The organism is Luteimonas sp. MJ250, from assembly GCF_039548455.1.
Classification (GTDB): Bacteria; Pseudomonadota; Gammaproteobacteria; order Xanthomonadales; family Xanthomonadaceae; genus Luteimonas.
The window spans coordinates 51,376-76,030 of the sequence record NZ_JBCLVB010000005.1; the positions used below are offsets into that span (position 1 = coordinate 51,376).

The window sequence follows — 24,655 nt, forward strand, 5'->3', positions numbered from 1 at the left end:
GCTCACGGCTGAAAGCTATACTTGGCGGTCCACAGATCCCTGCCAGGCGTCCTCCATGTTCGAATCCCTCACCCAGCGACTCTCCGGCACCATGGAGCGCCTGCGCGGCCGCGGCCGCCTGACCGAGGAGAACATCCGCGAGGCCACGCGCGAAGTGCGCATCGCACTCCTGGAAGCCGACGTCGCGCTGCCCGTTGTCCAGGCCCTGATCGAACGCATCAAGGTGCGCGCGGTCGGCCAGGAGGTCCTGAAGTCGCTGACCCCCGGCCAGGCCCTGATCAAGGTCGTGCGCGACGAGCTGACCGCGGTGATGGGCGCGGCCGCCTCCGACCTCAACCTCAACGTGCCGGCGCCGGCGGTGATCCTGATGGCCGGCCTGCAGGGCGCGGGCAAGACCACCACCGTCGGCAAGCTGGCCAGGCTCCTGAAGGAGAAGCGCAAAAAGAAGGTGATGGTGGTCAGCGCCGACGTCTATCGTCCCGCCGCCATCGCCCAGCTGGAAACGCTGGCGAAGCAGGTCGACGTGCGCTTCTTCCCTTCGGACGTCTCGCAGAAGCCTGCCGACATCGTCCGCGCGGCGATCGCCGATGCGCGCAAGTCGTTCATCGACGTGCTGCTGGTCGACACCGCCGGCCGCCTCGCGATCGATGAGGCGATGATGGCCGAGATCAAGGAGCTGCACGCCGCTGTCAAGCCGGTCGAGACCCTTTTCGTGGTCGACGCCATGACCGGACAGGACGCGGCCAACACCGCAAAGGCCTTCAGCGAGGCGCTGCCGTTGACCGGCGTGGTGCTGACCAAGACCGACGGCGACGCCCGCGGCGGCGCGGCGCTCAGCGTGCGCTACATCACCGGTCGCCCGATCAAGTTCATCGGCACCAGCGAGAAGGTCGACGGCCTGGACGTGTTCCACCCCGATCGCATCGCCAGCCGCATCCTCGACATGGGCGACGTGCTGTCGCTGGTCGAGCAGGTGGAAGGCCAGGTCGACAAGGACAAGGCGCAGAAGCTCGCCGAGAAGGTCGCCAGGGGCAAGAAGTTCGACCTCAACGACATGCGTGACCAGCTCGAGCAGATGCAGGGGATGGGCGGCATCCACGGCCTGATGGACAAGCTGCCGGGCATGGGCCAGATCCCGGATTCCGTGAAGAACCAGGTCACCGGCAAGGAAGTGCCGCGCATGGTCGCGATCATCGGCTCGATGACGAAGAAGGAGCGCCGCAATCCGGCGCTGCTCAACGGCTCGCGCCGCAAGCGCATCGCCGCCGGTTCCGGCGTCACGCCGGCCGACGTCAACAAGCTGATGAAGCAGTACCAGCAGATGGAAAAGATGATGGGCAAGCTGGGCCGCGGCGGCATGAAGGGCATGATGCGCGGCCTGCAGGGAATGATGGGCGGGCGCGGCGGCATGCCTCTCCGCTGAGCGCCGGAACTCGTCGCATGGCGGAGGATCCGGCGGTGTCCGAAGGCCTTGCCGCCCCCGTGGAAGATCCGGTGGATGCCGGCCACTTCACCAGCCTGCAGATGCGTGGGGGCAGGGTGCAGGGGCGAGACCTGCACCTGCTGCGGCTGCGCCACGCCTCCGAGAACCTGTGGCGGATCGGCACGGACATGGGCCGGTTGCGGCGAGAGATCCGCAATGCCTTGCTGCAGCGTGACGACCGCGCCGACTGCACGCTGAGGATCTGCGTGCGCCCGGCAGGTCGCGGGGTGTCATCGGATGATCGCGCGGCCGCGGCTTCGCCGTTCCGGTACGACACCTCGGCACAGGGCGACTCCGCCCGGCTGCTGCGCGTCGACGTCGGGATCGAACCACCGCGTACGGTTCCCGCGTCCCCGCTTCGCGTGCGCAGCCATCACGGCCTTCGCGCCTGCCCGTTGGTGAAGCATCTCGCCCTGCAGCCCCAGTTCGCCATGCGGGCGCAGGCGCAGGCGGCGGGCTACGACGATGCGCTCCTGGTTGCCCCCGACGGGAGTATTGCCGAGGGCAGCTTCTGGAGCATCGCCTTCTGGGACGGGGAGACAGTGACCTGGCCCCGGGCTCCGGCGCTCCCGGGCGTGACCAGGCGGCTCCTGGAGCGCGCGCTCGATCATGCCCGGATCCGCAGCCAGCACGTGCCGGTACGCCTGGGCGACCTGGCCGGGCAGCGCGCCGCGTTCGCGGTGAATTCGAGCGGGATCCGCGCCGTCGCGGCAATCAATGCGCATGCGTTTCCCGGTGATGCCGGGTTCGGCGGCGCCTTGAGGGACCTGCTGGCCGCCGTTCCCCGGGAGGCCTTCTAGGCGCAGGGTCGGGCGGCGGTGGCGGGTGTTTCGCGCGGCTGCGGCCTGCGCTATAATTCCCGGCTTACCTCGCCACCCTGGCGACTGGGCAATACGGAAACCACCATGGTCAAGATCCGCCTCACCCGCGGCGGCGCCAAGAAGCGCCCCTTCTACCACATCATCGTCACCGACTCGCGCAGCGCGCGCGACGGTCGCAACATCGAGCGCGTGGGTTACTACAACCCGGTCGCGCAGGGCGCCGAACAGCGCGTGGTGCTCGACACCGCCCGCGTGGACCACTGGGTCTCGCAGGGTGCGCAGGTCAGCGACAAGGTCCGCAACCTGTACAAGGAAGCGACCGGCGCCGCGGCGGCCCCCGCCGCCTGATGGCCGGCCGCGCGTCCGCGCGCGGCCACAACCCTCATGGACACCACCGGGCGCCGCATCCTGCTGGGCAGGGTCCACGGCGCCTTTGGCGTGCGTGGCGAACTGAAGCTGGAATCCTTCACCGAGCCGGCACGCGCGATCCTTCGCTACCAGCCGTGGATCCTGCGCGATGCGCAGGGCCGCGAGCGGGAGCTGTCGGGTGCGCAGGGCCGCGAGAGCCCCAAGGGGCTGGTCGTGACGCTGCCGGGCATCGAAGACCGCGACGCCGCCGAGGCGATGCGCGGCAGTGAAGTGCTGGTGCCGCGCTCGGTACTCCCGCCACCGGCGCCCGGCGAATATTACTGGGTCGACCTGGAAGGCCTGCGCGTGGCCAATGTCGAAGGCGTCGACTTCGGCACCGTGTCGCACCTGTTCGCCACCGGCGCCAACGACGTGCTGGTGGCCGTGGGTGATCGCGAACGGATGATTCCCTTCGTGACCCCCGATTACATCGTCTCGGTCGATTTCGAGGCCGGCCTGGTCACGGTCGACTGGGACCCGGAGTTCTAGGCATGGCCGCGGGCGCCATCGACGCCGTCGACGCCGGCGCCGCCACGCGCGACCCGATGCGCATCGACGTCATCAGCCTGTTCCCGGATTTCGTCGCCCAGGTTGCCGGCCACGGCGTGGTCGGGCGTGCCGCCGGGCGTGGCCTGCTGTCGCTGCACGGCTGGAACCCGCGCGACCATGCCGAAGGCAACTACCGCCGCGTCGACGACCGCCCCTTCGGCGGCGGGCCGGGCATGGTGATGCTGATCGATCCGCTGCGGGCCGCGCTGGCCGCCGCGCGCGTCGCCGACCCGTCGCCTGCGCACGTGATCTACATGAGTCCGCAGGGGCGGCCGCTGGACCAGGCCAGGGTCCGCGAGCTGGCCTCGCTGCCGCGCCTGGTGCTGTTGTGCGGACGCTACGAGGGCGTGGACGAGCGCCTGCTGGCGGCCGAGGTCGATGAGGAGCTGTCGATCGGCGACTACGTGCTGTCCGGCGGCGAACTGGCCGCGGCCGTGGTGGTCGATGCGGTCGCCCGCCTGCTGCCGGGGGCCCTGAATGATGCGGAGTCGGCCGCCCAGGACAGCTTCGAGTCCGCGGCCGACGGGGGCGGGGGACCACTTCTGCTCGATTGTCCGCACTACACGCGCCCGGTCGAACATCCGCTGGGTGCGGTTCCCCCGGTGCTGCTGTCGGGCAACCACGCAGCGATCGCGGGCTGGCGTCGCCAACAGGCGCTGGGACGGACCTGGCTGCGCCGCCCGGACCTGATCGATCCCGGCGCACTGTCGCGGGCCGACCGTCGCCTGCTTGACGAATGGCTGGTCGAAGCCGGCCTGGCTCCGGTCGGCGACCGCCCGCGCCCGGCGGGATAACACGCCGCTGGCAGGCAGGGAAGAAACCACGCTACAATGCGCGGCTAGCTGTAACCACGCCAAGACGCGGGTCCACGTGCACTCGCGCTATAACAGCCCACAGGGCACTACCAACAGGCACAGGCAACCACGACCATGAACAAGCCCTCACTCAATACCCTGCTGCAGAACTTCGAGACCGAGCAGGTTACGCGCGAATTCCCCGTCTTCGGCCCCGGCGACACCGTGATCGTCAACGTCAAGGTGAAGGAGGGCAATCGCGAGCGCCTCCAGGCCTACGAGGGCGTAGTGATCGCCAAGAAGAACGCGGGCCTGAACTCCGCCTTCACCGTGCGCAAGATCTCGCACGGCTTCGGGGTCGAGCGTGTGTTCCAGACCCACAGCGCGGCCATCGACTCGGTCGAGGTCAAGCGCCGCGGCGCGGTGCGCGCCGGCAAGCTGTACTACCTGCGCGAGCTCGAGGGCCGCAAGGCGCGCATCAAGGAAGACCTGGCCGGCAACGCCAAGGCGCGTGCGAAGGCCGCCGCCCAAGCCGCTGCAGCCAGCGAGGCAGCGTCGGCCAAGTAAGCCCGGCCACGCGCTCCACCGGACGGCCGCCTTCGGGCGGCCGTTCGCGTTTCCGGGCCCGGATTTCCGCGTTCAATCCGCTCCCTGCGCCGCCGCCCGCGCGCCTGCCGGCACGGCGCCGGGACGCGGGGGGGGGGGGGGGGAGGGGGGGGGGGGGGGAGGGGGGGGGGGGGGGGGGGTGGTGGGGGGGGGGGCGACCGTATCCGTGTCGCCGTCGCCTGCCAGCATGCGCGCCTCGCGCCAGCGGCCCCAGCGGTAGTAGGCCAGCGACATCACCATCGCGCACAGCGCGCTCACCGGGAAGCTCAGCCAGATCGCATCCGCCCCCAGCGCCGGCTGCAGCAGGTTCGCGAAGGGCACGCGGATGCCCCACAGCGCGACCACGAGGATCAGCAGCGGCGGTACCACGGCGCCCGTCGAGCGCACCACGCCCGAGACCACGAAGGTCACGCCGAAGAACAGGAACGACCAGATCGCAATCAGGTTGATGTGCTGGCCGGCCTCGATCGCCGGGCTGCCCGGAGGCAGGAACAGCGACAGGATCCGCGGGCCGGACAAGAGCAGCGGTGCGATCAGCGCGCCGGTCAGAAGGAAGTTGAAGGCGACGCCGGCACGCATGATGCCGTCGACCCGGTCCCAGCGCCCGGCGCCGACGTTCTGCGCCGCCATCGAAGTGCAGGCGGCGCCCATCGCCATCGCCGGCATCTGCACATAGGTCCACAGCTGCAGGGTCGCGCCATAGGCCGATGCGGTATCCACGCCGTAGCCGTTGACCATGCTGATCATCACCAGCATCGCCAGCGACACCAGGATCATCTGCAGTCCCATGGGCACGCCCTTGACCACCAGCGCGCGCACGATCGCCGGGTCGGGCAGGTAGGCGCGGACCTCGGCGCGCGGGATCCACAGCGGGTGCCGGCGCCAGCGCAGCCAGGCCAGCATCGCCGCCAGGCTGCAGGCATTCGCCACCAGGGTCGCGCCGGCGGAGCCTGCGATGCCCATCCGCGGAAACGGGCCAAGCCCGAAGATCAGCACCGGGTTGACCACGATGTCCACCACCACCACCACCGCCAGGAACACGAAAGGCGTGCGGGTGTCGCCGGCACCGCGCAGCACCGCGGTGAGGAAGGCGAACATGTACATGAAGGGCACTGCCAGGAAGATGACCTGGAGGTAGGCCTCGGCCAGCGGGAGCGAAGCCTCCGGCGTGCCCATCCAATCCAGGATGTGGCGCGCCAGCGGCAGGCCGGCGGCAGCCACCAGCAGCGACAGCGCGCCGAAGAAGCTCGCGCTGGTGCCGATGACGCGCCGCGCCCGCACCGGGTCGTGCGCACCGATCGCCTGCGCCACCAGGATGGTCGCGGCCATGCCGATGCCGAACACCGAACCCAGCAGGAAGAACATGATGTTGTTGGCGTTGGCCGTGGCGACCAGGGCCTCTTCGCCCAGGAATCGCCCGACCCAGACCGCATTCACCGAGCCGTTGAGCGATTGCAGCACGTTGCCGGCGAGGATCGGCAGCGCGAAGACCAGCAGGGTGGGGGCGATAGCGCCCGCGGTGAGGTCGCGCGTCGAAGGTTTTGCCATGGACGCATCGTGCCAGAAGCGATGTCGAGGCCGGCGTTAGAATCGGGACATGACTGCACAGGACCAGGCACCGGCCCCGGCGGCCGGGGTACGCATCGACATCTGGCTGTGGGCTGCCCGCTTCTTCAGGACGCGCACGCTGGCCAGGCAGGCCGTGGACAACGGCAAGGTCGAGATCGGCGGCCAGCGGCCCAAGCCCTCGCGCACGGTGCGCGTGGGCGATGCACTGCGCGTGCTGCGCGGCGAGGACGCGTTCGAGGTCGAGGTGCTGGGGCTTTCCGACGACCGCGGCCCGGCCCCGGTCGCGCGACTCCTCTACCGCGAGTCCGATGCCTCCCGCCAGGCACGCGAACAGGCGGCGCTCGCCCGCCGTGCCGCCCATGACGGCTATCGCGCGCCGGAGCACCGCCCGGACAAGCGCGCACGGCGGCTGATCCGCGCCCTCGGCGACATCGACGCCAGCTGACCGGCGACGAAAAAGGCCGCGACTCCATCGGCGTCGCGGCCTTCGCGTTGCAGCATCTGAACCGGACGATCAGCTCTCCGAGCGCGGCTCCTGTTCACCCAGGCTGTTGGGCGAGGTGGTGCCGGCAAACGCGCCGAGCTTGCGCAATGCCGCCTCCACGCCGGCTCCATACGCCGGATCGGCCTTCGTGCAGTTGTCGACGTGGCGCTGCTTGATGAAGTCCGGCGCGTCGCCCATCGCGCGCGCGGTGTTGTCGAACAGCAGCTGCTGCTTGTCCGGTGTCATCAGCCGGAACAGGTCGCCAGGCTGCTTGTAGTAGTTGGCATCGTCGTCGCGGAAATCCCACCAGTCGGCGTCGCCGGTGATCTGCAGCGGCGGCTCGCGGAACTGCGGCTGTTCCTGCCACTGGTTGAAGCTGTTGGGCTCATAGTGGAGGCGGCTGCCGTAGTTGCCGTCGACCCGTCCGATGCCGTCGCGATGGTTGCTGTTGACCGGGCAGCGCGCGGCGTTGACCGGGATCTGCTGGTAGTTGGTGCCCAGGCGGTAGCGCTGCGCGTCGGCGTAGTTGAACAGGCGCGACTGCAACATCTTGTCGGGCGACGCACTGATGCCGGGCACCAGGTTGCTGGGTGCGAACGCGGCCTGTTCGACGTCGGCGAAGAAGTTCTCCGGATTGCGGTTGAGCTCGAACTCGCCGACCTCGATCAGCGGGTAGTCGCCCTTGGGCCAGACCTTGGTCAGGTCGAAGGGGTGGTAGGGCACCTTCTCGGCTTCGGCTTCGGCCATGACCTGGATGTACAGCGTCCACTTCGGGAAGTCGCCGCGCTCGATCGCGTCGTACAGGTCGCGCTGGTGGCTCTCGCGATCATTGCCGATGATGTCCGCGGCCTCGGCATCGCTCAGGTTCCTGATGCCCTGCTGCGTGCGGAAGTGGAACTTCACCCAGAAGCGTTCGCCGGCTTCGTTCCAGAAGCTGTAGGTATGCGAGCCGAAGCCATGCATGTGGCGGTAGCTGGCGGGAATGCCGCGGTCGCTCATGACAATCGTGACCTGGTGCAGCGCCTCGGGCAGCAGCGTCCACCAGTCCCAGTTGTTTGTGGCCGAACGCAGATTGGTGCGCGGGTCGCGCTTCACCACCTTGTTGAGGTCGGGGAACTTGCGCGGGTCGCGAATGAAGAACACGGGTGTGTTGTTGCCCACCATGTCCCAGTTGCCTTCCTCGGTGTAGAACTTCAGCGCGAAGCCGCGGATGTCGCGTTCGGCGTCCGCCGCGCCACGCTCGCCGGCAACGGTGGTGAAGCGGGCGAACATCTCGGTCGTCTTGCCGACGGCCTCGAAGATTTTCGCGCGGGTGTACTTCGTGATGTCATTGGTGACGGTGAAGGTGCCGAAGGCACCGGAGCCCTTGGCGTGCATGCGCCGCTCGGGGATCACCTCGCGCACGAAGTTGCCGAGCTTCTCGTGCAGCCAGACGTCCTGCGACAGCAGCGGGCCGCGCGGGCCGGCGGTGAGACTGTTCTGGTTGTCCGGAACCGGGGCGCCGAAATCGGTGGTGAGATGGGTGACGGGGCATTTCTTCCCGTCGTCGGAGGGTGTGTTCATGCGCTGGCTCCCAGTGCCGTGGTGGTCGGCTTTGACTCTACGGCGAGGTGATTGAAAGATGAAATCGATTTGAGGCCTTCGATTGATAGCACCTGGCTATCGCCGGCTTTATTTCTTCCCGAAAAGACCGCCGCCAAGCTTCACCAGGTCGCCGATGCCGAGCTGCCCGTCGCCGTCCTGGTCGAGCACGGCGCCCAACAGGCCGCCCGCGCCGGACTGCTCGCGGATCGACCGCTGCTCCTGTCCGAGGATGCTGCCCAGTGCGTCTGCGCCATCGCCGCTGGCCCCGGTCTGGCGCTGCTGGAACATCTGTTTGGCGAGGTAGGCCATCACGATCGGCGCCAGGATCTTCATCAGCTGCCCGGCCTGGCCCTGGCCCAGCCCGGTGGCCTGCGCGACGCCGGCTTCGGCGCGCGGCTGGTTGCCGCCGAAGATGTGGCCGAGGATCGCGCCGCCCTGGCCGGCGCCCGCATTGGCGCCACCGGCGCTGCCACCGCCAAGCACCGCGCCCATCACCCCGGCCAGGTCGAGGCCCGCATGGTCTTTCTGCAGCGCGCCGTACAGCGCCTGCGCGCCCTGAGGCTGGCTGGCGTTCTTGCCGAGTGCGCCCATCAGGAGCGGCAGCGCGGCGCGGATCGCGTCGGACGCCTGCGCCGGTGCGACGCCCAGCTGCTGCGCGACCTGCTGCGCGGGTGCGCCCTGGAGCTGGGCAAGGAGATCGTCGGTCAGGTTGGCCATGTTGGTGTCCTCGGTGTCGGACTCCCGATGCTACGTCGTTTCGATGGCGCAACGGTGCGCCACGCGACCGCGTCAGGGCTCGCGGCTGCGTGGTGCCTGATCAGGGTCGGGTCCATCGATGCGCGGGCCCCAGTGCTCGACGGTGTGCAGCTGCAGGCGACGCTCGACCAGCCTGCGCCAGGAAGGCACCAGCGGCAGCGCCAGCGTCGGCTCAAGCGCCGAAGGATCGAGCACCCGATCGAACAGCAGGCGGTTGAGGCGCTGCAGCGACCAGTCTGGCCACGGACGCTCCAGCAGGCGCAGGGTGTCGCCAGCCTCCGCCACGCCGGACTGCGGCACGCGGTAGTACCAGCCCGTGCGGCCGCTTTCCTGCACGCGGCGTGCCATGTCCGGTACGCCGAACCGGTCGTTGAGCTTCCAGCACGGCTGGCGCCCCTGGCTGACCTCGAGCACCGCGCTGCCGAACGCGAAGCGGTCGCCGATGCAGACCATGCTTTCGTCCAGCCCCTGGCTGCTGACGTTCTCGCCGAATGCCCCCGGCGTGGCGAGCACCGGAAGCGCTCCGAGCTGGGCGCGCCAGGTCGCGTAGTGCTCGAAGGGATAGTGGTGCACCGCTTTGTCGACGCCGCCGTGCACGCGCAGGTCGCCCTGCTCGTCGCCGTCCACGCCGGTGGCGGTGATCCGTACCTGGCCACTGCGCGGATGCTTGGCGATGCCGCTTCGACTGCCGGGCCGGGTGTAGGGCACGGCGATGCCCGTGAGCAGGGCATCCACGCGCACGCGCAGATCGGGGGCCGTGCTCATGACAGCGCCTTCAGCCGGTACAGCGCTTCCAGCGCCTGCTTGGGCGTGAGGTCGTCGGGGTCGATGCCGGCCAGCGCTTCCAGCGCCGCCGACGACGGCGCGAACAGACCGAACTGCTGCGGCGCATCGAGCGCTTCCGCCGACAGCGGCGGCGATGCGGGCTGGCCATGCTGCTCGAGTTCGGCAAGCCGTGCGCGCGCCTGGCGCAGGACCGGTTTTGGCAGTCCGGCCAGGGCCGCGACCTGAAGGCCGAAGCTTCGGTTCGCCGGGCCATCCTTGACTGCGTGCATGAACACCAGCTTGTCGCCGTGCTCGACCGCGTCCAGGTGCACGTTGGCGATGCCGCTGCCGGGCGTGGCCAGCGCGGTGAGTTCGAAGTAATGGGTTGCAAACAGCGTGTAGCAGCGGTTGTGCGCGGCAAGATGGCGCGCGCAGGCCTCGGCCAGCGCCAGGCCGTCGTAGGTGGACGTGCCGCGCCCGATCTCGTCCATCAGCACCAGGGAATGCTCGGTCGCGTGGTGCAGGATGTGGCTGGTCTCGCTCATCTCGACCATGAAGGTCGACTGGCCGCGGGCGAGGTCGTCGCCGGCGCCGATGCGGGTGAGGATGCGGTCGATCGGGCCGATGCGCGCGCGTGCCGCGGGCACGAAGCTGCCGATGCAGGCCAGCAGCACGATCAGCGCGTTCTGGCGCATGTAGGTGCTCTTGCCGCCCATGTTCGGGCCGGTGATGACCAGCATCCGGCGCGCGCTGGCATCCGGATTGCCATCAAGCATCAGATCGTTGGGTTCGAAGGGTTCGTCGCGCACCGCTTCCACCACCGGATGGCGACCGCGTTCGATCTCTAGGCAGGGATCTTCAACCAGCTCCGGCCGCGACCAGTCCAGCGCCAGCGCGCGCTCGGCCAGGCCGGCGAGCACGTCGAGTTCGGCCAGCGCCGCGGCGCAGCGCTTGAGCGACTCCAGGTGCAGGTTCAGCTCGTCGAGGATCTGTTCGTAGAGCAGGCGCTCGCGGGCCAGCGCGCGTTCGCGCGCCGACAGCACCTTGTCTTCGAATCCCTTCAGTTCCTCGGTGATGTAGCGCTCGGCGTTGGTCAGCGTTTGCCGCCGGGTGTAATGGGTTGGCGCCTTCGCGACGTGCGCCTTGCCGATCTCGAGGTAATAGCCGTGCACGCGGTTGTAGCCGACCTTGAGCGTGGCGATGCCGCTGGCCGCACGCTCGCGCGCCTCGAGGTCGATGAGGAACTGGTCGGCGTGGGTCGACAGCCGGCGCAGTTCGGCAAGCTCGGCGTCGTGGCCGTCGGCGAACACGCCGCCGTCGCGGGCCAGGACCGGCGGCTGCTCGACCAGGGCCTCCGCCAGCAGCGCCGCCTGGGCCGCGTGCTCGCCCAGGCCGGCCACCAGCGCCTGCAGCCGCGGGGAATCCACCGCGGCGAGCGCCGCGCGCAGTCCCGGCAGCAGGCCCAGCGCATCGCGCAGGGTGGACAGGTCGCGCGGGCGCGCGGATCGCAGCGCGATGCGCGAGAGGATGCGTTCGACGTCGCCGAGCGCGCGGAAGCGCTCGCGCAGGTCGCGCTCGACGCCGTCGGTGATCAGGGCGCCGACTGCATGCTGGCGCTGGCCGACGATCGTGCGGTCGCGCAGCGGGCGATGCAGCCAGCGCCGCAGCAGGCGCCCGCCCATTGGCGTCACCGTGCTGTCGAGCACGCCAAGCAGGGTGTGCTTCTGCTCGCCGTCCACCCGCGTGTCGAGCTCGAGATGGCGGCGGGTAGCTGCGTTCATGGCGATCGCGCCGTCGCTGGACTCCAGCGCGATCGCGGTCAGGTGCGGCAGGCGCTGCTTCTGCGTCTCCTCGACATAGCCCAGCAGGGCGCCGGCCGCGGCGACGGCCTGCGGACGGTCCTCGATGCCGAACGCGCCGAGGTCGTGCAGCCCGAAGAACTGCAGCAGCTGGCGCCGCCCGACATCGGCGTCGAACAGCCAGGGCGCGCGCCGCCGCAGGCCGCCGCGGCCGGTGGCGAATGCGGGCCAGCCCTCCTCGTCGGGCAGCAGCAGCTCGGCGGGATCAAGGCGCGCGAGCTCGGCCTCCAGCGCGTCTTCGCCGACCACCTCGTTGGCGAGGAAGCGCCCGCCGGCAAGGTCCGCCCAGGCCAGGCCGTAGCTGAAGCCCCTGGACGAGGTGCCGCCGCGGCTGACAGCGAGCAGCAGCGTATCGCGGCGTTCGGACAGCAGCGCCTCGTCGGTGACCGTGCCCGGCGTGACGATGCGCACCACCTTGCGTTCGACCAGGCCCTTGCTGGTCGCCGGGTCGCCGACCTGCTCGCAGATCGCCACCGACTCGCCCAGCGCCACCAGACGCGCGAGATAGCCCTCGGCGGAATGGTGCGGCACGCCGGCCATCGGGATCGGCTGACCGCCGGACGCGCCGCGCTGGGTCAGGGTGATGTCGAGCAGCTTCGCCGCCTTGCGGGCGTCGTCGTGGAACAGCTCGTAGAAGTCGCCCATGCGGAAGAACAGGAGCACGTCGGGGTGCTCCGCTTTGGCGGCGAAGTACTGCTTCATCAACGGCGTGTGTTCGGGCTTTCTGTCCAGCGTCATTCGTCCGGCGGCAGGGCGCGCGAGGGATGCGCCCGGCCCCGGATTGTAGCCGGGCGGGGCCGGTGCTCAGCCGCGGAGCGCGCGTGCGCCGGGTGTCTCCGGAAGTTCGCCCTCGGCCATCACCACGCGGTCGCGGCCGCCGCGCTTGGCCTGGTACATCGCCGCGTCGGCGCGGGACAGCACGCGTTCGTAGTCCGGGTGGCCGTCCTGCATGGCGACGCCGATGCTGGCGCTGAGCTGCAGGCCGTTGCCGTCGGCAAGGATCACCGGCGACGTGGCGATCGCGTGGCGCAGGCCTTCGGCGATCGCCGTCGCGTCCTCGCCGGAGACCGAGCCCAGGACCACCACGAACTCTTCGCCGCCGTAGCGGAACAGGTAATCGCTGCCGCGCGTGCTTTGGACCAGCAGGGCCGCGACGTGCTTGAGTGCGCGGTCGCCGGCCTCGTGGCCATGGCTGTCGTTGATCGACTTGAAGTGGTCCAGGTCGAGCATGAGCACCGCGAACTGGCGCCCGGTATTGGCCTGCAGCGCGATCTCGCGTCGCAGGATGGTGGGCAGGAAGCGGCGGTTGAGCAGGCGCGTGAGCGCGTCACGGCCGGACTCTAGGTCGCCGATGCCGTCGAACAGCATCGACACCAGGCTGCGGATGGCATCTGCGTCGGCGCGAAGTTCGTCCAGCAGTTCGCGCCGCTCGGACGGCGTCCCGGCTTCGGGCAGGCGCGCGCCCAGCGTGCCGTCGATACGCGCGGCGATGAGGTTGACCTCGCGGGTCTCGGCGGTGTCGCCGAAGCTGGCCATGCCCTTGTGCAGGAACCAGAGCCCGAATTCGGAGCGAGAGACCTGCAGCGTCGCCGCCGGGCCGGGGTGGTCCGAGGTCAGCGAGTAGATCAGCGCGTTCTCCCAGGTCAGCAGCAGCGCGCGCTGGCGTTCGCGCTCGGTGCCGATGTTCTGGATCAGCGAGAACAGCCTGAAGGCGCCGTCCACCTGGCCCGCGGCTTCGCGCGCGCGGCTGTAGGCGCGGGTCATCGATTCCAGCGCGATGTCGACCAGGCCGTCGGCGCAGATGATGGCGTCCAGTGCGACGTCCCCATCCCGCGCGTGCCGGCGGATGCCCGCGTGCAGGTCGTCCTTCAGCATGCGGGCGCCGCGACCGACCAGGTCGACCGGGATTCCGATGCGCGCGTGGACGTGGCCGATGTGTTCCTGGGTGGTCTGCAGCGCCTCGACGTCGTCCGCGCGCGCGGCAAGCAGCTGCACGAGCCAGCGCTGCAGCGACGGTTTCAGGCGCTCGCGCACCTGGTCGAGGTCGAGATACCGGGCCGCCCTCGGGTCGTCCAGCATGTTGCCGTAGAAATGGTCCGCCAGCGCCGGGCCGCCCTCCGCCACGACCTGTGCAAGCAGGGTACGGATGTCATCCGAAACCGCCTCCAGTCGCCGTCGCCAGTCCGCCAGCAGGCGCGGGTCGGGAGATGGCTGGGGGTCGGGTCGGACGCTGGCCGGGGAGGTATCTGCAGCCATGCGCGCATTGTCGCGCGCGGCGGTGCTGGCCGGCATGAATGGACCGTGCCGCGGCCGGCCGCGGCGCACATACGCATGCGTCCGGAATTGTGCTAGCGTCGCCACAAGGTTGCGAAAACCGCAGCACCGGGCCAGTCCCCCACGCCGGCCCCGTGCGTTCCGCCATGCATTTCATGGCGGCGGCCGCGCCGACACCGATGACCGAAACAACATCCATCGTAGGGGGACACCCATGGTCTCAGGCCATCTGCAACGCCACGCGCTCACCACCGCACTCATCGCCATCCTTGCAAGTCCCGCACTGGTGTCCACGGCGCATGCCCAGGATGCCGCGCCAGCGGCTGAAGAACGACCCACAACGCTTTCAGGCATCACGGTCACCGCGCAGAAGCGGGAAGAGGCGCTGCAGGACGTGCCGATCGTGATCAACGTACTGCCCGAGCAGCTGCTCCTGGATACCGGCGTGCGTGACATCAAGGACATGCAGGTGCTGGTGCCCGGCCTCACCGTCACCAGCACCCAGTCGGCGGCGCAGACCACCGCGCGCATCCGCGGGATCGGCACGGTTGGCGACAACCCCGGCCTGGAGTCGTCGGTCGGCGTGGTCATCGACGGCGTGTACCGTGCCCGCAACAGCGTCTCCTTCGGCGACCTGGGCGAGCTTGAGCGGATCGAAGTGCTGAAAGGCCCGCAGGGCACGGTGTTCGGCAAGAACACCTCGGCGGGCGTGATCAACGTGATCACCCGTCGCCCCAACTATTCGCAGAGCGCGGAAGCCGAGGTCACGGCGGGCAACTACGGCCTGTTCGGCGTGTCCGGCTCCTACAACGACGCGTTGGGCGAAAACGCCGCGTTCCGCATCTATGCCACCAAGCGCAAGCGCGATGGCGTGGATGACGTGTTCACCGCCAACGGCCCGCGCCAGGAAACCGATGACGGCGACCAGAACTACCATGCGGTGCGCGCCCAGCTGCTGTTCGAGCCGACCGACACCCTGAACATCAACTTCGTGGCCGACTATGCCAGCCGCGAAGAGAACTGCTGCGTCACCATGACGACCCATCGCGGGCCGACCGCGGCCATCATCGACGGACTGACGCCGGGTGGCGAGGGCGTGATCCCGGTGCCCGACCTCGACCGCCGACTCGGCTATGCCAACCGCACCACCGAGCAGGACCTCAAGGACAAGGGCATCTCGGCCGAGGTCAACTGGACGACGCCATGGGCCAACGAAGCCGTGCTGACCTCGATCACGGCGCTCCGCAACTGGGACGCGATCACCAGCATCGACTTCGACTACACCGCTGCCGACATCATGTACCGGCCGCCGGAGGAGGATTACTCGCTGGTCGCGTTCGAGAACTTCAGCCAGGAGTTCCGCCTGACGGGTTCGACCGACCGCGTCGACTGGATGGTGGGCCTGTTCTATTCCGACGAGGACCTGGCGCGCAACGATTCGTACTTCATGGGTGCCGCCTACGAGCCCTACCTGTCCACGCTGGTGGGCAGCCAGGTGCTGGCCGGGCTGGCCGGTGCGATCGGGCAGCTCCCGCCGCAGTTGGGACTGAGCGTGAACCAGGCCAATCCCCACACCTTCCTGTCGGAAGTCACGGGCCTGCCGTTCGGGACCAACTACAGGGGCATCGGCGCGCATGACACCTATGCGCAAAACGCCAAGAGCACCGCGATCTTCACCAACAACACCTTCCACGCCACCGACGCGCTGGATATCACCCTGGGCCTGCGCTACACGCGTGAGAAGAAGACGCTCGATTCGCACTTCACCAACCCGAACGGCAGCGCGGCCTGCGGCTTGGCCCTGTCCAATCCGGCGGCTGCGGTGGGCGGGGCGATGATCGGGCGCGTGAACGGCTTCGCGAACCTGCCGCCCGCGCTGCAGCAGCAGCTGCTCGACCAGATGCTGCCGCAGCTCGGCCCGGCGATTCAGCAGGTCGCCGGCTTCATGTGCCTGCCCTGGGCCAACGTCCTGCACAACGGCCGGGAGACGCGCCAGGAGAGCACCGAGAAGGAATGGTCCGGCACGCTGAAGGTCGCCTATGACTTCTCCGACGACCTGATGGGCTACGCCTCGGCCGCGCGCGGCTACAAGGCGGGCGGCTTCAACCTCGACCGCGTGCAGGTCGGCATCACCCCGCAGGACGACACCTACTTCCCCGGCGAGTTCGTCAACAGCTTCGAACTGGGCATGAAGTCGACCTGGGCGGAGGGCAACCTGCTGTTCAACGCCGCGGTGTTCCATCAGAAGTACGAGGACTTCCAGCTCAACAGCTTCCTCGGCACCGCGTTCGTGGTCCGCGCGATCCCGGAGGTGACCTCGACCGGCGTCGACATGGACCTGCTGTGGCAGCCGGGCATCGACGGCCTGATGCTTCAGGGCGGCCTGACGTATGCGAAGACCGAGTACGGCGACGACCTGCTGCCCGACGCCGACCTGGTGCTGCTGCCCGGCAACCAGATGAGCTTCGCGCCGGAATGGTCGGGCAATGCCTCGCTGACCTACGAGTGGGATTTCGGTGCCGACTTCCTTGGCCGCTTCAACATCGGTGCCAAGTACATGTCGGACTACAACACCGGCTCCGACCTCGATCCGCAGAAGCAGCAGGATGCCTACACCCTGGTCAACGCGCGCATCGGCTTCGGCAGCAAGAACCGCCGCTGGATGGTCGAGCTGTGGGGCCAGAACCTGACCGACGAGACCTACAAGCAGGTGGGCATCGACGCGCCGATCCAGGCCGGCTCGTGGAACACCTTCCTGGGTGCGCCGCGGACCTACGGCGTGACCGTGCGGTTCAACTACTTCTGAGCCCGCGGCCTCGGCCGCACGTGGATCCGGCGGCCCGCTTCGGCGGGCCGCCGCCGTTTCCGGCGCCTCACTCGGCGCACGCCGGCGGCGGCCGGGCGACAAGCCGCCCGCTACGCCCGATACTGCGTGCTTTCGGCATGGAACGAGACGATGGATGTCCCTGGCGACGCAGAACTGGCCCGGCTGGCTGAAGACACCGGCACACGGCTGCAGGCCAACCGCGACATGCTGGTGACGGCGGAAAGCTGCACGGGCGGCTGGATCGCCAAGACCGTCACCGACATCGCCGGCTCCTCGGCCTGGTTCGACTGCGGGCTGGCTGCGTACAGCTACGAGGCCAAGCAGGCGCTGCTGGGCGTCCGCCCGCAGACCCTGGAAGAGCACGGCGCGGTCAGTCGCGAGACTGTGATCGAGATGGTCTCCGGCGCGCTGGTCACTTCCGGGGCCACCGTGGCGGTGGCGGTGACCGGCATCGCCGGTCCTGGCGGCGGCACCGAGGACAAGCCCGTGGGCACCGTTTGGATCGGCTGGAAGCGCCGCGGCGGCTATCCGCAGGCGGAGGCCTTCGCCTTTGCCGGTGATCGCGATGCAGTGCGCCGGCAGACCGTGGCCGAAGCCCTGCGCGGGCTGGAGCGGCTGCTGTGAGTCGCCTGCGATGACCATGCTCGACGCCCTCGCCAGCGTCCGCGATCTGGGGCGCCTGCAGGAGATCGCCAGCGTGTTCGTGCGCCACGGCTTCGGCGACCTGGTGCGCCGAAGCGGCATGGCGGGCGTACTCGAGCGCGCCGGACGGCTGCTGCACTGGGAGCACGCAGAAGCGCGCAGGAAAATGAAGCCGCCGCAGCGCCTGCGCAGTGCGCTGCAGGAGCTGGGGCCGACCTTCGTCAAGCTGGGCCAGGTGTTGGCCACGCGCGTGGACCTGCTGCCGCCGGAGTGGATCGCGGAGCTCGGACTGCTGCAGAACGCGGTCCCGGCGCTGCCCTGGGAGGCGGTGCGGCCACAGCTGGTGGAGGACCTCGGCGTCGAGCCCGAGGTCGCCTTCGCGCGGGTGGAGACGATACCGGTTGCCGCGGCCTCGCTTGCACAGGCGCACCGCGCCTGGCTGCACGACGGCACGGCGGTGATCCTGAAGGTGCGTCGCCCGGGCATCGTCGAGGTGGTCGATGCCGACATGCGGCTGATGGCGCGGCTGGCCGAGATGGTGGAGTCACAATTGCCCGACCTGCGCCGCTATCGGCTGGTCGAGGTCGTGCGCCAGTTCCGGACCTCGCTGCGGCGCGAGCTCGACTTCGCCGCCGAGTGCCGCAGCGCCGAGCGGATCGCGGCCAACTTCGCCGACGACGACAGCGTGCTGGTGCCGCGGGTGCACTGGCAGTGGACGTCCGAGCGGCTCAACGTCCAGGACTTCGTCGATGGCATTCCCGCAGGCGACCTTCCGGCGGTGGATGCCGCTGGCCTGGACCGCGCCGCGCTGGCGCGGGCGGGCACCGGCATCGTGCTCAAGATGGTGCTCGAGGACGGCCTGTTCCACGCCGACCCGCATCCCGGCAATCTCTTTTTCCTGCGCGACGGACGTATTGCCCTGATCGATTTCGGCATGGTCGGCCACTTGGGCGAGCGCCGCCGCTTCGAGATCGCGCGCCTGCTGCACGGCATGGTGGTGCAGGATGCCGAGGCTGTCGCCGATATCCTGCTGGACTGGAGCGTCGGCGGGGAGGTCGACGAGGAGCGCCTGGAGGCGGATACCGCGGTGGTGGTGGACCGCTACCAGGGCGTGGCCCTGAAAGACCTGCGCATGGGCACGATGCTGTCCGATGCCGCCGGCCTGCTGCGCAGCCATGGCCTGATGCTGCCGCCGGATCTCGCGCTGGTGATCAAGGCCTTCCTGACGCTTGAAGGCTTCGGTCGCCAGCTGGACCCGGAGTTCGATATGGCGACCGAGGCGCGGCCGTGGCTGGAGCGGGTCATGCGGCGCCGGTTCGCGCCTTCGGCCCTGGCCCGTCGCGGACGTCGTGGCCTGGCCGGGATGCTCGAGTTCGGCGCCGAGCTGCCGCGCGACCTGCGCCGGCTGATCCGCGCGGCGCGCGGCGGGCGGCTGGGCGCGCGAATCGAGATTCCCACGCTGCAGGCCCTCGGCGACCAGGTCGACCGCGCGGCCAGCCGCCTGACCATGGGCGTGATCACCGCGGCGCTGATCATCGGCTCCTCGATCGTGATGAACAGCGTCGGCGGCGGCGCCCGCAACCAGTGGCTGATGGCGCTGGGCGTCGCCGGCTTCGTGGGCGCGGCTGCCTTGGGGGTGTGGATCGTGTATTCGATCTGGAAGGGCGCGCACAGGCGTTGATTCCTGCGCCTGTTAGTAGTATTACTACTAACCATGGAACTCACCGACACCCAGCAGGCCATCCTCGCCCTGATCGCCGAGCGCATCGCGGAGGAGGGCATGCCGCCCTCGCAGGCCGAGATCGCCCGCGCTTTCGGCTTCAGCAGCGTGCGCGCCGCCCAATACCATCTGGAGGCGCTTGAGGTTGCGGGGGCCATCGAGCGCGTGCCCGGGCGGGCGCGTGGCATTCGCGTGTTGCGGGCACCGGAGCGTGCGCAGGGGGCGCTCGGATTCCCGGGTGCCGCCGATGAAGACGGCGCGGCCATGGCCGCTCCCACAGGCCGCTCTCCGACCGTGGGAGCAGCTTTTGTGGGAGCAGCTACAGCTGCGAATGCCACTGCAAATGCCCCGGCCGACGTTCTTGAACTTCCCGTCCTCGGCCAGGTCGCCGCCGGCGTCCCCATCGGCGCCGATATCGGCAGCGACCAGATGGTCCTGATGGACCGCGCCTTCTTCTCCCCGGCGCCCGATTACCTGCTCCGCGTGCGCGGTGATTCGATGCGCGACGAGGGCATTTTCGACGGCGACCTGATCGGCGTGCACCGCACCGCCGACGCGCGCTCGGGACAGATCGTCATCGCCCGCATCGACGACGAGATCACCGTCAAGCTGCTGAAGATGGGCAAGGACCGCATCCGCCTGCTGCCGCGCAACCCGGACTACGCGCCGATCGAGGTCGCGCCGGGCCAGGACTTCGCCATCGAGGGCCTGTATTGCGGCCTCGTCAGGCCGAACCGGTGAGGGGGAATTCCCCCACTGCCGCGCGCGGCTTCCGCCGCTGCCGGTGACCCGCGGCTGGCACTAGTTTCAAACACGGCGCGATGTCGCAGCCCCTGCGACCGCTCGCAACCACACTGGTCACATTCCCGAATACCTGATCCGAGGACACCACGATGGACGAGAACAAGAAGCGCGCGCTTTCCGCGGCCCTGGGCCAGATCGAGAAGCAGTACGGCAAGGGATCGGTGATCCGCATGGGCGACCGCGTCGCCGAAGTGGTCCCGGTCATTCCCACCGGTTCGCTGCAGCTCGACATCGCGCTCGGCATCGGCGGCCTGCCGCGCGGCCGCGTGATCGAGATCTACGGCCCCGAGTCCTCGGGCAAGACCACGCTTACCCTGCAGACCATCGCCGAATGCCAGAAGCTCGGCGGCGTCGCGGCCTTCATCGACGCCGAGCACGCGCTCGACCCGACCTACGCCCAGAAGCTCGGCGTCAACGTCGACGACCTGCTGGTGTCGCAGCCCGATACCGGCGAGCAGGCGCTCGAGATCGCCGACATGCTGGTGCGCTCCAACGCGGTCGACATGGTGGTGATCGACTCGGTCGCCGCGCTGACCCCGCGCGCCGAGATCGAGGGCGAAATGGGCGACCAGCTGCCGGGCCTGCAGGCGCGCCTGATGAGCCAGGCGCTGCGCAAGCTGACCGGCAACATCAAGCGCAGCAACTGCATGGTGTTCTTCATCAACCAGCTGCGCCACAAGATCGGCATCATGATGCCGGGCCAGAGTCCCGAGACCACCACCGGCGGCAACGCGCTGAAGTTCTACGCCTCGGTGCGCCTGGACATCCGGCGCATCGGCGCGATCAAGAAGGGCGACGAAATCATCGGCAACCAGACCCGCATCAAGGTGGTCAAGAACAAGATGGCGCCGCCGTTCAAGCAGGTCATCACCGAAATCCTCTACGGCGAAGGCATCAGCCGCGAGGGTGAGCTGATCGACATGGGCGTGGAGGCGAAGCTGGTCGAGAAGGCGGGTGCCTGGTACAGCTGCGGCGAAGAGCGCATCGGCCAGGGCAAGGAGAACGCCCGCCTGTACCTCAAGGAGAATCCGGAGGTTGCGAAGAGGATCGAAGCCGAGCTGCGCGCCCGGCTGATGCCCCAGGCCGTCCTGGCCGCCGCCGCCGAGTCCGCCACCGGGGCCGACAACGTGGCTGCCAAGGCCGGCAAGGGCGTCAAAGAGGCGAAGGACGCCAAGGACGCCAAGGACGCCAAGGCCTGAGCATGGCGGGCGCGGACGAGGGCGGGGCTGATGGCGGTGCGTGTGAACGCACCGCCGGAGCGCGCGCCGCCGGAGAGCGCGCCACGGAGCGGGGGCGGCGGCGTCGCCCCGAGCTGACCCCCGCGCAGCGCGCGCTCGCGCTGCTGGTTCGCCGCGAGCACTCGCGCAAGGAACTCGTCCGCAAGCTCGAGGCCCGGGGCATCGAGGGGCCGGAAGCGGAGGCGGCTGTCGAACGCATGGCCGAGGCCGGGTGGCAGGACGACGGCCGTTTCGCGGCAGGGTTGGCGCGCATGCGCGCGGAGGCGGGCTACGGCCCGCTGCGGATCCGCGCAGAGCTCGGTACCCATGGGCTTGGCAACGAGGCCATCGAGGCGGCATTCGAGGCGCTGGCGGAGTCTGGCGCCGACGATTGGCGGGCCAGCGCCCGCAGGCTGGTGCGGCGCCGTCATGGCACAGCGGTCGCCGATGATGCTGTCCTGAGGCGCAAGGCCGCGGACCTGCTGTTCCGTCGCGGCTTCGACCACGAGACGGTGCGTGCCGCAACCGCCTTCGGTGACGCGGATGACTGAGCGGCTGCCGGCGGCAGGTGGTTCTGCGCGCATGCCACGGCCTGCTAACCTAGGCTGATCCGAGCGCAAGCGCCCGGCGCCCCTGTCCGGCCTGCGGCCAGCGAGGTCGCCGGGAAGGCGCCGCCCCGCAAAAAAAGTCCGTACGCCAGATGCCTGACCACACCCCCCTCGCGCGCCCCACCACGGCCGACATCCGCCGTGACTTCCTTGCCTTCTTCAGCGATCGCGGCCACACCGTCGTGCCCTCGGCATCGCTGGTGCCCGGCAACGATCCCACCCTGCTGTTCACCAATTCGGGCATGGTCCAGTTCAAGGACGTGTTCCTCGGGGCGGAGAAGCCAGGCTACGTGCGCGCGACCGACGTCCAGCGCTGCCTGCGCGCCGGCGGCAAGCACAACGACCTCGACCAGGTCGGCTATACCGCGCGCCACCACACCTTCTTCGAGATGCTCGGCAACTGGTCGTTCGGCGACTACTTCAAGAAGGACGCCATCGCCTGGGCCTGGGAGCTGCTGACGCAGGTCTGGAAGATCCCGGCCGAGCGCCTGCTGGTCACCGTCTACCACACCGACGACGAGGCCTACGCCATCTGGCACGACGTGGTCGGCGTGCCCGCCGAGCGCATCGTCCGTATCGGCGACAATAAGGGCGCGCCCTTCGCCTCGGACAACTTCTGGCAGATGGCCGACACCGGGCCCTGCGGCCCCTGCACAGAGATCTTCTACGACCACGGTGCGCATATTGCCGGTGGTCCGCCCGGGTCGCCAGACGAAGACGGGGACCGCTTCATCGAGATCTGGAACCTGGTCTTCATGCAGTTCGATCGCCAGCCGGACGGCACGCTGCTGCCGCTGCCCGCGCCCTGCGTCGACACCGGCATGGGCCTGGAGCGCTTGGCCGCAGTGCTGCAGGGCGTGCACGGCAACTACGAGATCGACCTGTTCCAGGCGCTGATCGGCGAGGCCGCAGCGCTCACCGGCACCGATGACCTGGGCAACAAGTCGCTGCGGGTGATCGCCGACCACATCCGCGCCTGCAGCTTCCTGATCGTCGACGGCGTGCTGCCGTCCAACGAGGGCCGCGGCTACGTATTGCGCCGGATCATCCGCCGCGCCCTGCGTCACGGCTGGATGCTCGGCGTGCGCAAGCCCTTCTTCCACAGGCTGGTGGCCACCCTCGACGCTTTGATGGGCGAGGCCTATCCCGACCTGCGCACCCGGCGTGCGCTGGTCGAACGCGCGCTGCTGGCCGAAGAAGAGCGCTTTGCCGAGACCCTGGATTCGGGCATGCGCATCTTCGAGGACGTCGCCGTGCGCAGCGCGGCCCCCGCGTCCAGTGGTCACGCTTCCGCAGGGGTGATCCCCGGCGCCGACGCCTTCCGCCTGTACGACACCTACGGCTTCCCCCTCGACCTCACCGCCGACATGGCGCGCGAGCGCGGCATGGAGGTCGATGTCGCCGGTTTCCAGGCGGCCATGGAGCAGCAGCGCGAGACCGCGCGCGCGGCGGGCAAGTTCGGCGGCGGCACCACGCTGCCGGCCGACCTGGTGGCGAAGATGGCGCCGACCGGCTTCCTCGGCTACGACCGCCTGCAGGCCGATGGACTCACGGTCGTGGCGCTGCTGCGCGACGGCCGCCCGGTACAGCGCGTCGAGGCGGGCGAGGAGGCGATCGTGTTCCTCGACCGCACCCCGTTCTACGCCGAGTCGGGTGGCCAGGTAGGCGACACCGGCGAGCTCGCCGTGGCCGCGACCACCACCGCACCCGTTGGTGCCTCCTTCCTCGTAGACGACACCCGCAAATTCGCAGGCCAGTACCACGGCCATATCGGCCGCGTGCGCAGCGGCGCGCTGGCGGTGGGCGACCGCGTGACGGCCGGCGTCGACGCCGGTCGCCGTGGCGCCACCGTGCTCAACCACAGCGCGACCCACCTGCTGCACGGCGCCCTCCGCGAGCGGCTCGGCACCCACGTCGCGCAGAAGGGCTCGCTGGTCGCGCCGGACCGCCTGCGCTTCGACTTCTCGCACTTCGAACCGATCACCGCGGACGAACTGCGCGGCATCGAGCTCCGGGTCAACGACGAGGTGCGCGCCGACCACGGCGTGAGCATCCGCGAGATGGCCATGCAGGAAGCGATCGACGCCGGGGCCATCGCGCTGTTCGGTGAAAAGTACGGCGAGCGGGTGCGGGTGGTGCAGATGGGCGACTCGGTCGAACTCTGCGGCGGTACCCACGTTGGCCGCACCGGCGAGATCGGCCTGTTCAAGCTGGTCTCCGAAGGCGGTGTCTCCGCGGGCGTGCGTCGCGTCGAGGCGCTGACCGGCCGCGCCGCGCTCGATCATGTGGCAGCGGAGGAAGCACGGCTGTCCGAAGCCGCGCGCCTGCTCGGCGGCACCACCGCCGAGGTTGGCGACAAGCTGCGCGCGCTGCTTGACCGGCAGAAGAAGCTGGAGCGCGAACTCGAGGCGATGAAGGCGCGCGCGGCCAGCAGCGCCACGGCCGACCTGTCCGCCGGCGCGGTCGATATCGGCGGAATCAAGGTGCTGGCGGCGCGGATCGAGGGCCTTGACGCCCGCGCGCTGCGCGACGCCCTGGACCGGTTCAAGCAGCAGCTTGGCGATGCGGTGGTGCTGCTTGCCGGCGCCAGCGACGGCCGTGCCGCGCTGGTGGCCGGCGTCAGCGGCTCGGCGCTGGGCCGGATCAAGGCCGGCGAGCTGCTGTCGCACGTGGCCGCGCAGGTCGGTGGCAAGGGCGGTGGGCGCGCGGACATGGCCCAGGGCGGCGGCGAAGACGGCCCGGCCCTTGCGGCTGCACTCGCGGCGGTCCCGGCCTGGGTGGCGGAACGGGTGGCCTGAACCGGTGATTCGTTACTTTGTGCATGCACGCAGTGGGCAGGCGCCTAGTTATCATTGCGGGATCACGTGAACACTCAGGAAGGCCGC

At 69.5% G+C, this 24,655-nt stretch carries 20 protein-coding genes; 14 read left to right on the forward strand and 6 right to left on the reverse strand.

Annotation, left to right across the window (positions count from 1 at the left end):
* Positions 1–55 precede the first annotated feature (55 nt).
* The 6 genes from ffh to rplS all read left to right on the forward strand — a co-directional run bounded on the left by ffh (position 56) and on the right by rplS (position 4,622).
* Positions 56–1,423: a signal recognition particle protein gene (ffh, locus tag WCE37_RS02355; RefSeq protein ID WP_343277964.1), complete on the forward strand. Its 1,368-nt coding sequence runs from the start codon at positions 56–58 to the stop codon at positions 1,421–1,423.
* Between the two features lie 17 nt (positions 1,424–1,440).
* Positions 1,441–2,283 (forward strand): aminotransferase class IV, encoded by an 843-nt coding sequence (locus tag WCE37_RS02360; protein WP_343277965.1) that lies wholly within the window; start codon positions 1,441–1,443, stop codon positions 2,281–2,283.
* A gap of 105 nt (positions 2,284–2,388) precedes the next feature.
* Positions 2,389–2,652, forward strand: coding sequence for a 30S ribosomal protein S16 (gene rpsP / locus WCE37_RS02365; protein ID WP_343253549.1), 264 nt, complete (start codon positions 2,389–2,391; stop codon positions 2,650–2,652).
* Between the two features lie 36 nt (positions 2,653–2,688).
* Positions 2,689–3,201 (forward strand): ribosome maturation factor RimM, encoded by a 513-nt coding sequence (gene rimM / locus WCE37_RS02370; RefSeq protein WP_343253548.1) that lies wholly within the window; start codon positions 2,689–2,691, stop codon positions 3,199–3,201.
* Positions 3,202–3,257: 56 nt separating this feature from the next.
* Positions 3,258–4,055: a tRNA (guanosine(37)-N1)-methyltransferase TrmD gene (trmD, locus tag WCE37_RS02375; RefSeq protein ID WP_343278008.1), complete on the forward strand. Its 798-nt coding sequence runs from the start codon at positions 3,258–3,260 to the stop codon at positions 4,053–4,055.
* A 135-nt stretch (positions 4,056–4,190) separates the two neighbouring features.
* A complete protein-coding gene (gene rplS, locus WCE37_RS02380; protein ID WP_343274785.1) occupies positions 4,191–4,622 on the forward strand; it encodes a 50S ribosomal protein L19 in 432 nt (143 codons plus the stop codon).
* 72 nt (positions 4,623–4,694) lie between these two features.
* On the opposite strand, the gene WCE37_RS02385 is transcribed toward rplS, so the two are convergent.
* Positions 4,695–6,209: an MATE family efflux transporter gene (locus WCE37_RS02385; RefSeq protein ID WP_343277966.1), complete on the reverse strand. Its 1,515-nt coding sequence runs from the start codon at positions 6,207–6,209 to the stop codon at positions 4,695–4,697.
* Between the two features lie 49 nt (positions 6,210–6,258).
* Here WCE37_RS02385 and WCE37_RS02390 point away from each other — a divergent pair, with 49 nt between their 5' ends.
* The gene (locus WCE37_RS02390; protein WP_343274783.1) at positions 6,259–6,675 is read left to right on the forward strand and encodes a S4 domain-containing protein; all 417 of its coding nucleotides are present in this window, start codon (positions 6,259–6,261) and stop codon (positions 6,673–6,675) included.
* Positions 6,676–6,744: 69 nt separating this feature from the next.
* Here the strand turns inward: WCE37_RS02390 and WCE37_RS02395 are convergent, their stop codons facing one another.
* The 5 genes from WCE37_RS02395 to WCE37_RS02415 all read right to left on the reverse strand — a co-directional run bounded on the left by WCE37_RS02395 (position 6,745) and on the right by WCE37_RS02415 (position 13,934).
* The gene (locus WCE37_RS02395; protein WP_343274782.1) at positions 6,745–8,277 is read right to left on the reverse strand and encodes a catalase; all 1,533 of its coding nucleotides are present in this window, start codon (positions 8,275–8,277) and stop codon (positions 6,745–6,747) included.
* Positions 8,278–8,385: 108 nt separating this feature from the next.
* A complete protein-coding gene (locus tag WCE37_RS02400) occupies positions 8,386–9,015 on the reverse strand; it encodes a DUF937 domain-containing protein (protein ID WP_343277967.1) in 630 nt (209 codons plus the stop codon).
* Positions 9,016–9,087: 72 nt separating this feature from the next.
* The gene (locus WCE37_RS02405; protein ID WP_343277968.1) at positions 9,088–9,819 is read right to left on the reverse strand and encodes an MOSC domain-containing protein; all 732 of its coding nucleotides are present in this window, start codon (positions 9,817–9,819) and stop codon (positions 9,088–9,090) included.
* Positions 9,816–12,416 (reverse strand): DNA mismatch repair protein MutS, encoded by a 2,601-nt coding sequence (mutS, locus tag WCE37_RS02410; protein ID WP_343277969.1) that lies wholly within the window; start codon positions 12,414–12,416, stop codon positions 9,816–9,818. Before mutS ends, WCE37_RS02405 begins: the two co-directional genes overlap by 4 nt.
* 66 nt (positions 12,417–12,482) lie before the next feature.
* On the reverse strand, positions 12,483–13,934 hold the full coding sequence (locus tag WCE37_RS02415; RefSeq protein WP_343277970.1) for a diguanylate cyclase: 1,452 nt from the start codon (positions 13,932–13,934) through the stop codon (positions 12,483–12,485).
* Between the two features lie 232 nt (positions 13,935–14,166).
* Between WCE37_RS02415 and WCE37_RS02420 the strand changes: the two genes are divergently transcribed.
* From WCE37_RS02420 to alaS, 7 genes are all read left to right on the forward strand, one after another.
* Positions 14,167–16,758 (forward strand): TonB-dependent receptor, encoded by a 2,592-nt coding sequence (locus tag WCE37_RS02420; RefSeq protein ID WP_343277971.1) that lies wholly within the window; start codon positions 14,167–14,169, stop codon positions 16,756–16,758.
* 150 nt (positions 16,759–16,908) lie between these two features.
* Complete coding sequence (locus tag WCE37_RS02425) at positions 16,909–17,403, forward strand: CinA family protein (protein WP_324222177.1); 495 nt, start codon at positions 16,909–16,911, stop codon at positions 17,401–17,403.
* A gap of 16 nt (positions 17,404–17,419) precedes the next feature.
* Positions 17,420–19,102: an AarF/UbiB family protein gene (locus WCE37_RS02430; protein WP_343278009.1), complete on the forward strand. Its 1,683-nt coding sequence runs from the start codon at positions 17,420–17,422 to the stop codon at positions 19,100–19,102.
* A gap of 33 nt (positions 19,103–19,135) precedes the next feature.
* Positions 19,136–19,882 (forward strand): transcriptional repressor LexA, encoded by a 747-nt coding sequence (gene lexA, locus WCE37_RS02435; RefSeq protein WP_343277973.1) that lies wholly within the window; start codon positions 19,136–19,138, stop codon positions 19,880–19,882.
* Between the two features lie 152 nt (positions 19,883–20,034).
* Complete coding sequence (gene recA, locus WCE37_RS02440; protein ID WP_343277974.1) at positions 20,035–21,144, forward strand: recombinase RecA; 1,110 nt, start codon at positions 20,035–20,037, stop codon at positions 21,142–21,144.
* 2 nt (positions 21,145–21,146) lie between these two features.
* Entirely contained in the window at positions 21,147–21,713 is a 567-nt protein-coding gene (locus WCE37_RS02445) for a regulatory protein RecX (protein ID WP_343277975.1), read from the forward strand.
* Between the two features lie 149 nt (positions 21,714–21,862).
* Entirely contained in the window at positions 21,863–24,568 is a 2,706-nt protein-coding gene (gene alaS / locus WCE37_RS02450; protein WP_343277976.1) for an alanine--tRNA ligase, read from the forward strand.
* Positions 24,569–24,655 lie beyond the last annotated feature (87 nt).

What these genes read in the sequence shown, in the direction of transcription:
- ffh (WP_343277964.1), top strand. Translation starts at nt 56, where the DNA reads ATGTTCGAATCCCTCACCCAGCGACTCTCCGGCACCATGGAGCGCCTG.
- WCE37_RS02360 (WP_343277965.1), top strand. Translation starts at nt 1,441, where the DNA reads ATGGCGGAGGATCCGGCGGTGTCCGAAGGCCTTGCCGCCCCCGTGGAA.
- rpsP (WP_343253549.1), top strand. Translation starts at nt 2,389, where the DNA reads ATGGTCAAGATCCGCCTCACCCGCGGCGGCGCCAAGAAGCGCCCCTTC.
- rimM (WP_343253548.1), top strand. Translation starts at nt 2,689, where the DNA reads ATGGACACCACCGGGCGCCGCATCCTGCTGGGCAGGGTCCACGGCGCC.
- trmD (WP_343278008.1), top strand. Translation starts at nt 3,258, where the DNA reads ATGCGCATCGACGTCATCAGCCTGTTCCCGGATTTCGTCGCCCAGGTT.
- rplS (WP_343274785.1), top strand. Translation starts at nt 4,191, where the DNA reads ATGAACAAGCCCTCACTCAATACCCTGCTGCAGAACTTCGAGACCGAG.
- WCE37_RS02385 (WP_343277966.1), bottom strand. Translation starts at nt 6,209, where the DNA reads ATGGCAAAACCTTCGACGCGCGACCTCACCGCGGGCGCTATCGCCCCC.
- WCE37_RS02390 (WP_343274783.1), top strand. Translation starts at nt 6,259, where the DNA reads ATGACTGCACAGGACCAGGCACCGGCCCCGGCGGCCGGGGTACGCATC.
- WCE37_RS02395 (WP_343274782.1), bottom strand. Translation starts at nt 8,277, where the DNA reads ATGAACACACCCTCCGACGACGGGAAGAAATGCCCCGTCACCCATCTC.
- WCE37_RS02400 (WP_343277967.1), bottom strand. Translation starts at nt 9,015, where the DNA reads ATGGCCAACCTGACCGACGATCTCCTTGCCCAGCTCCAGGGCGCACCC.
- WCE37_RS02405 (WP_343277968.1), bottom strand. Translation starts at nt 9,819, where the DNA reads ATGAGCACGGCCCCCGATCTGCGCGTGCGCGTGGATGCCCTGCTCACG.
- mutS (WP_343277969.1), bottom strand. Translation starts at nt 12,416, where the DNA reads ATGACGCTGGACAGAAAGCCCGAACACACGCCGTTGATGAAGCAGTAC.
- WCE37_RS02415 (WP_343277970.1), bottom strand. Translation starts at nt 13,934, where the DNA reads ATGGCTGCAGATACCTCCCCGGCCAGCGTCCGACCCGACCCCCAGCCA.
- WCE37_RS02420 (WP_343277971.1), top strand. Translation starts at nt 14,167, where the DNA reads ATGGTCTCAGGCCATCTGCAACGCCACGCGCTCACCACCGCACTCATC.
- WCE37_RS02425 (WP_324222177.1), top strand. Translation starts at nt 16,909, where the DNA reads ATGGATGTCCCTGGCGACGCAGAACTGGCCCGGCTGGCTGAAGACACC.
- WCE37_RS02430 (WP_343278009.1), top strand. Translation starts at nt 17,420, where the DNA reads ATGCTCGACGCCCTCGCCAGCGTCCGCGATCTGGGGCGCCTGCAGGAG.
- lexA (WP_343277973.1), top strand. Translation starts at nt 19,136, where the DNA reads ATGGAACTCACCGACACCCAGCAGGCCATCCTCGCCCTGATCGCCGAG.
- recA (WP_343277974.1), top strand. Translation starts at nt 20,035, where the DNA reads ATGGACGAGAACAAGAAGCGCGCGCTTTCCGCGGCCCTGGGCCAGATC.
- WCE37_RS02445 (WP_343277975.1), top strand. Translation starts at nt 21,147, where the DNA reads ATGGCGGGCGCGGACGAGGGCGGGGCTGATGGCGGTGCGTGTGAACGC.
- alaS (WP_343277976.1), top strand. Translation starts at nt 21,863, where the DNA reads ATGCCTGACCACACCCCCCTCGCGCGCCCCACCACGGCCGACATCCGC.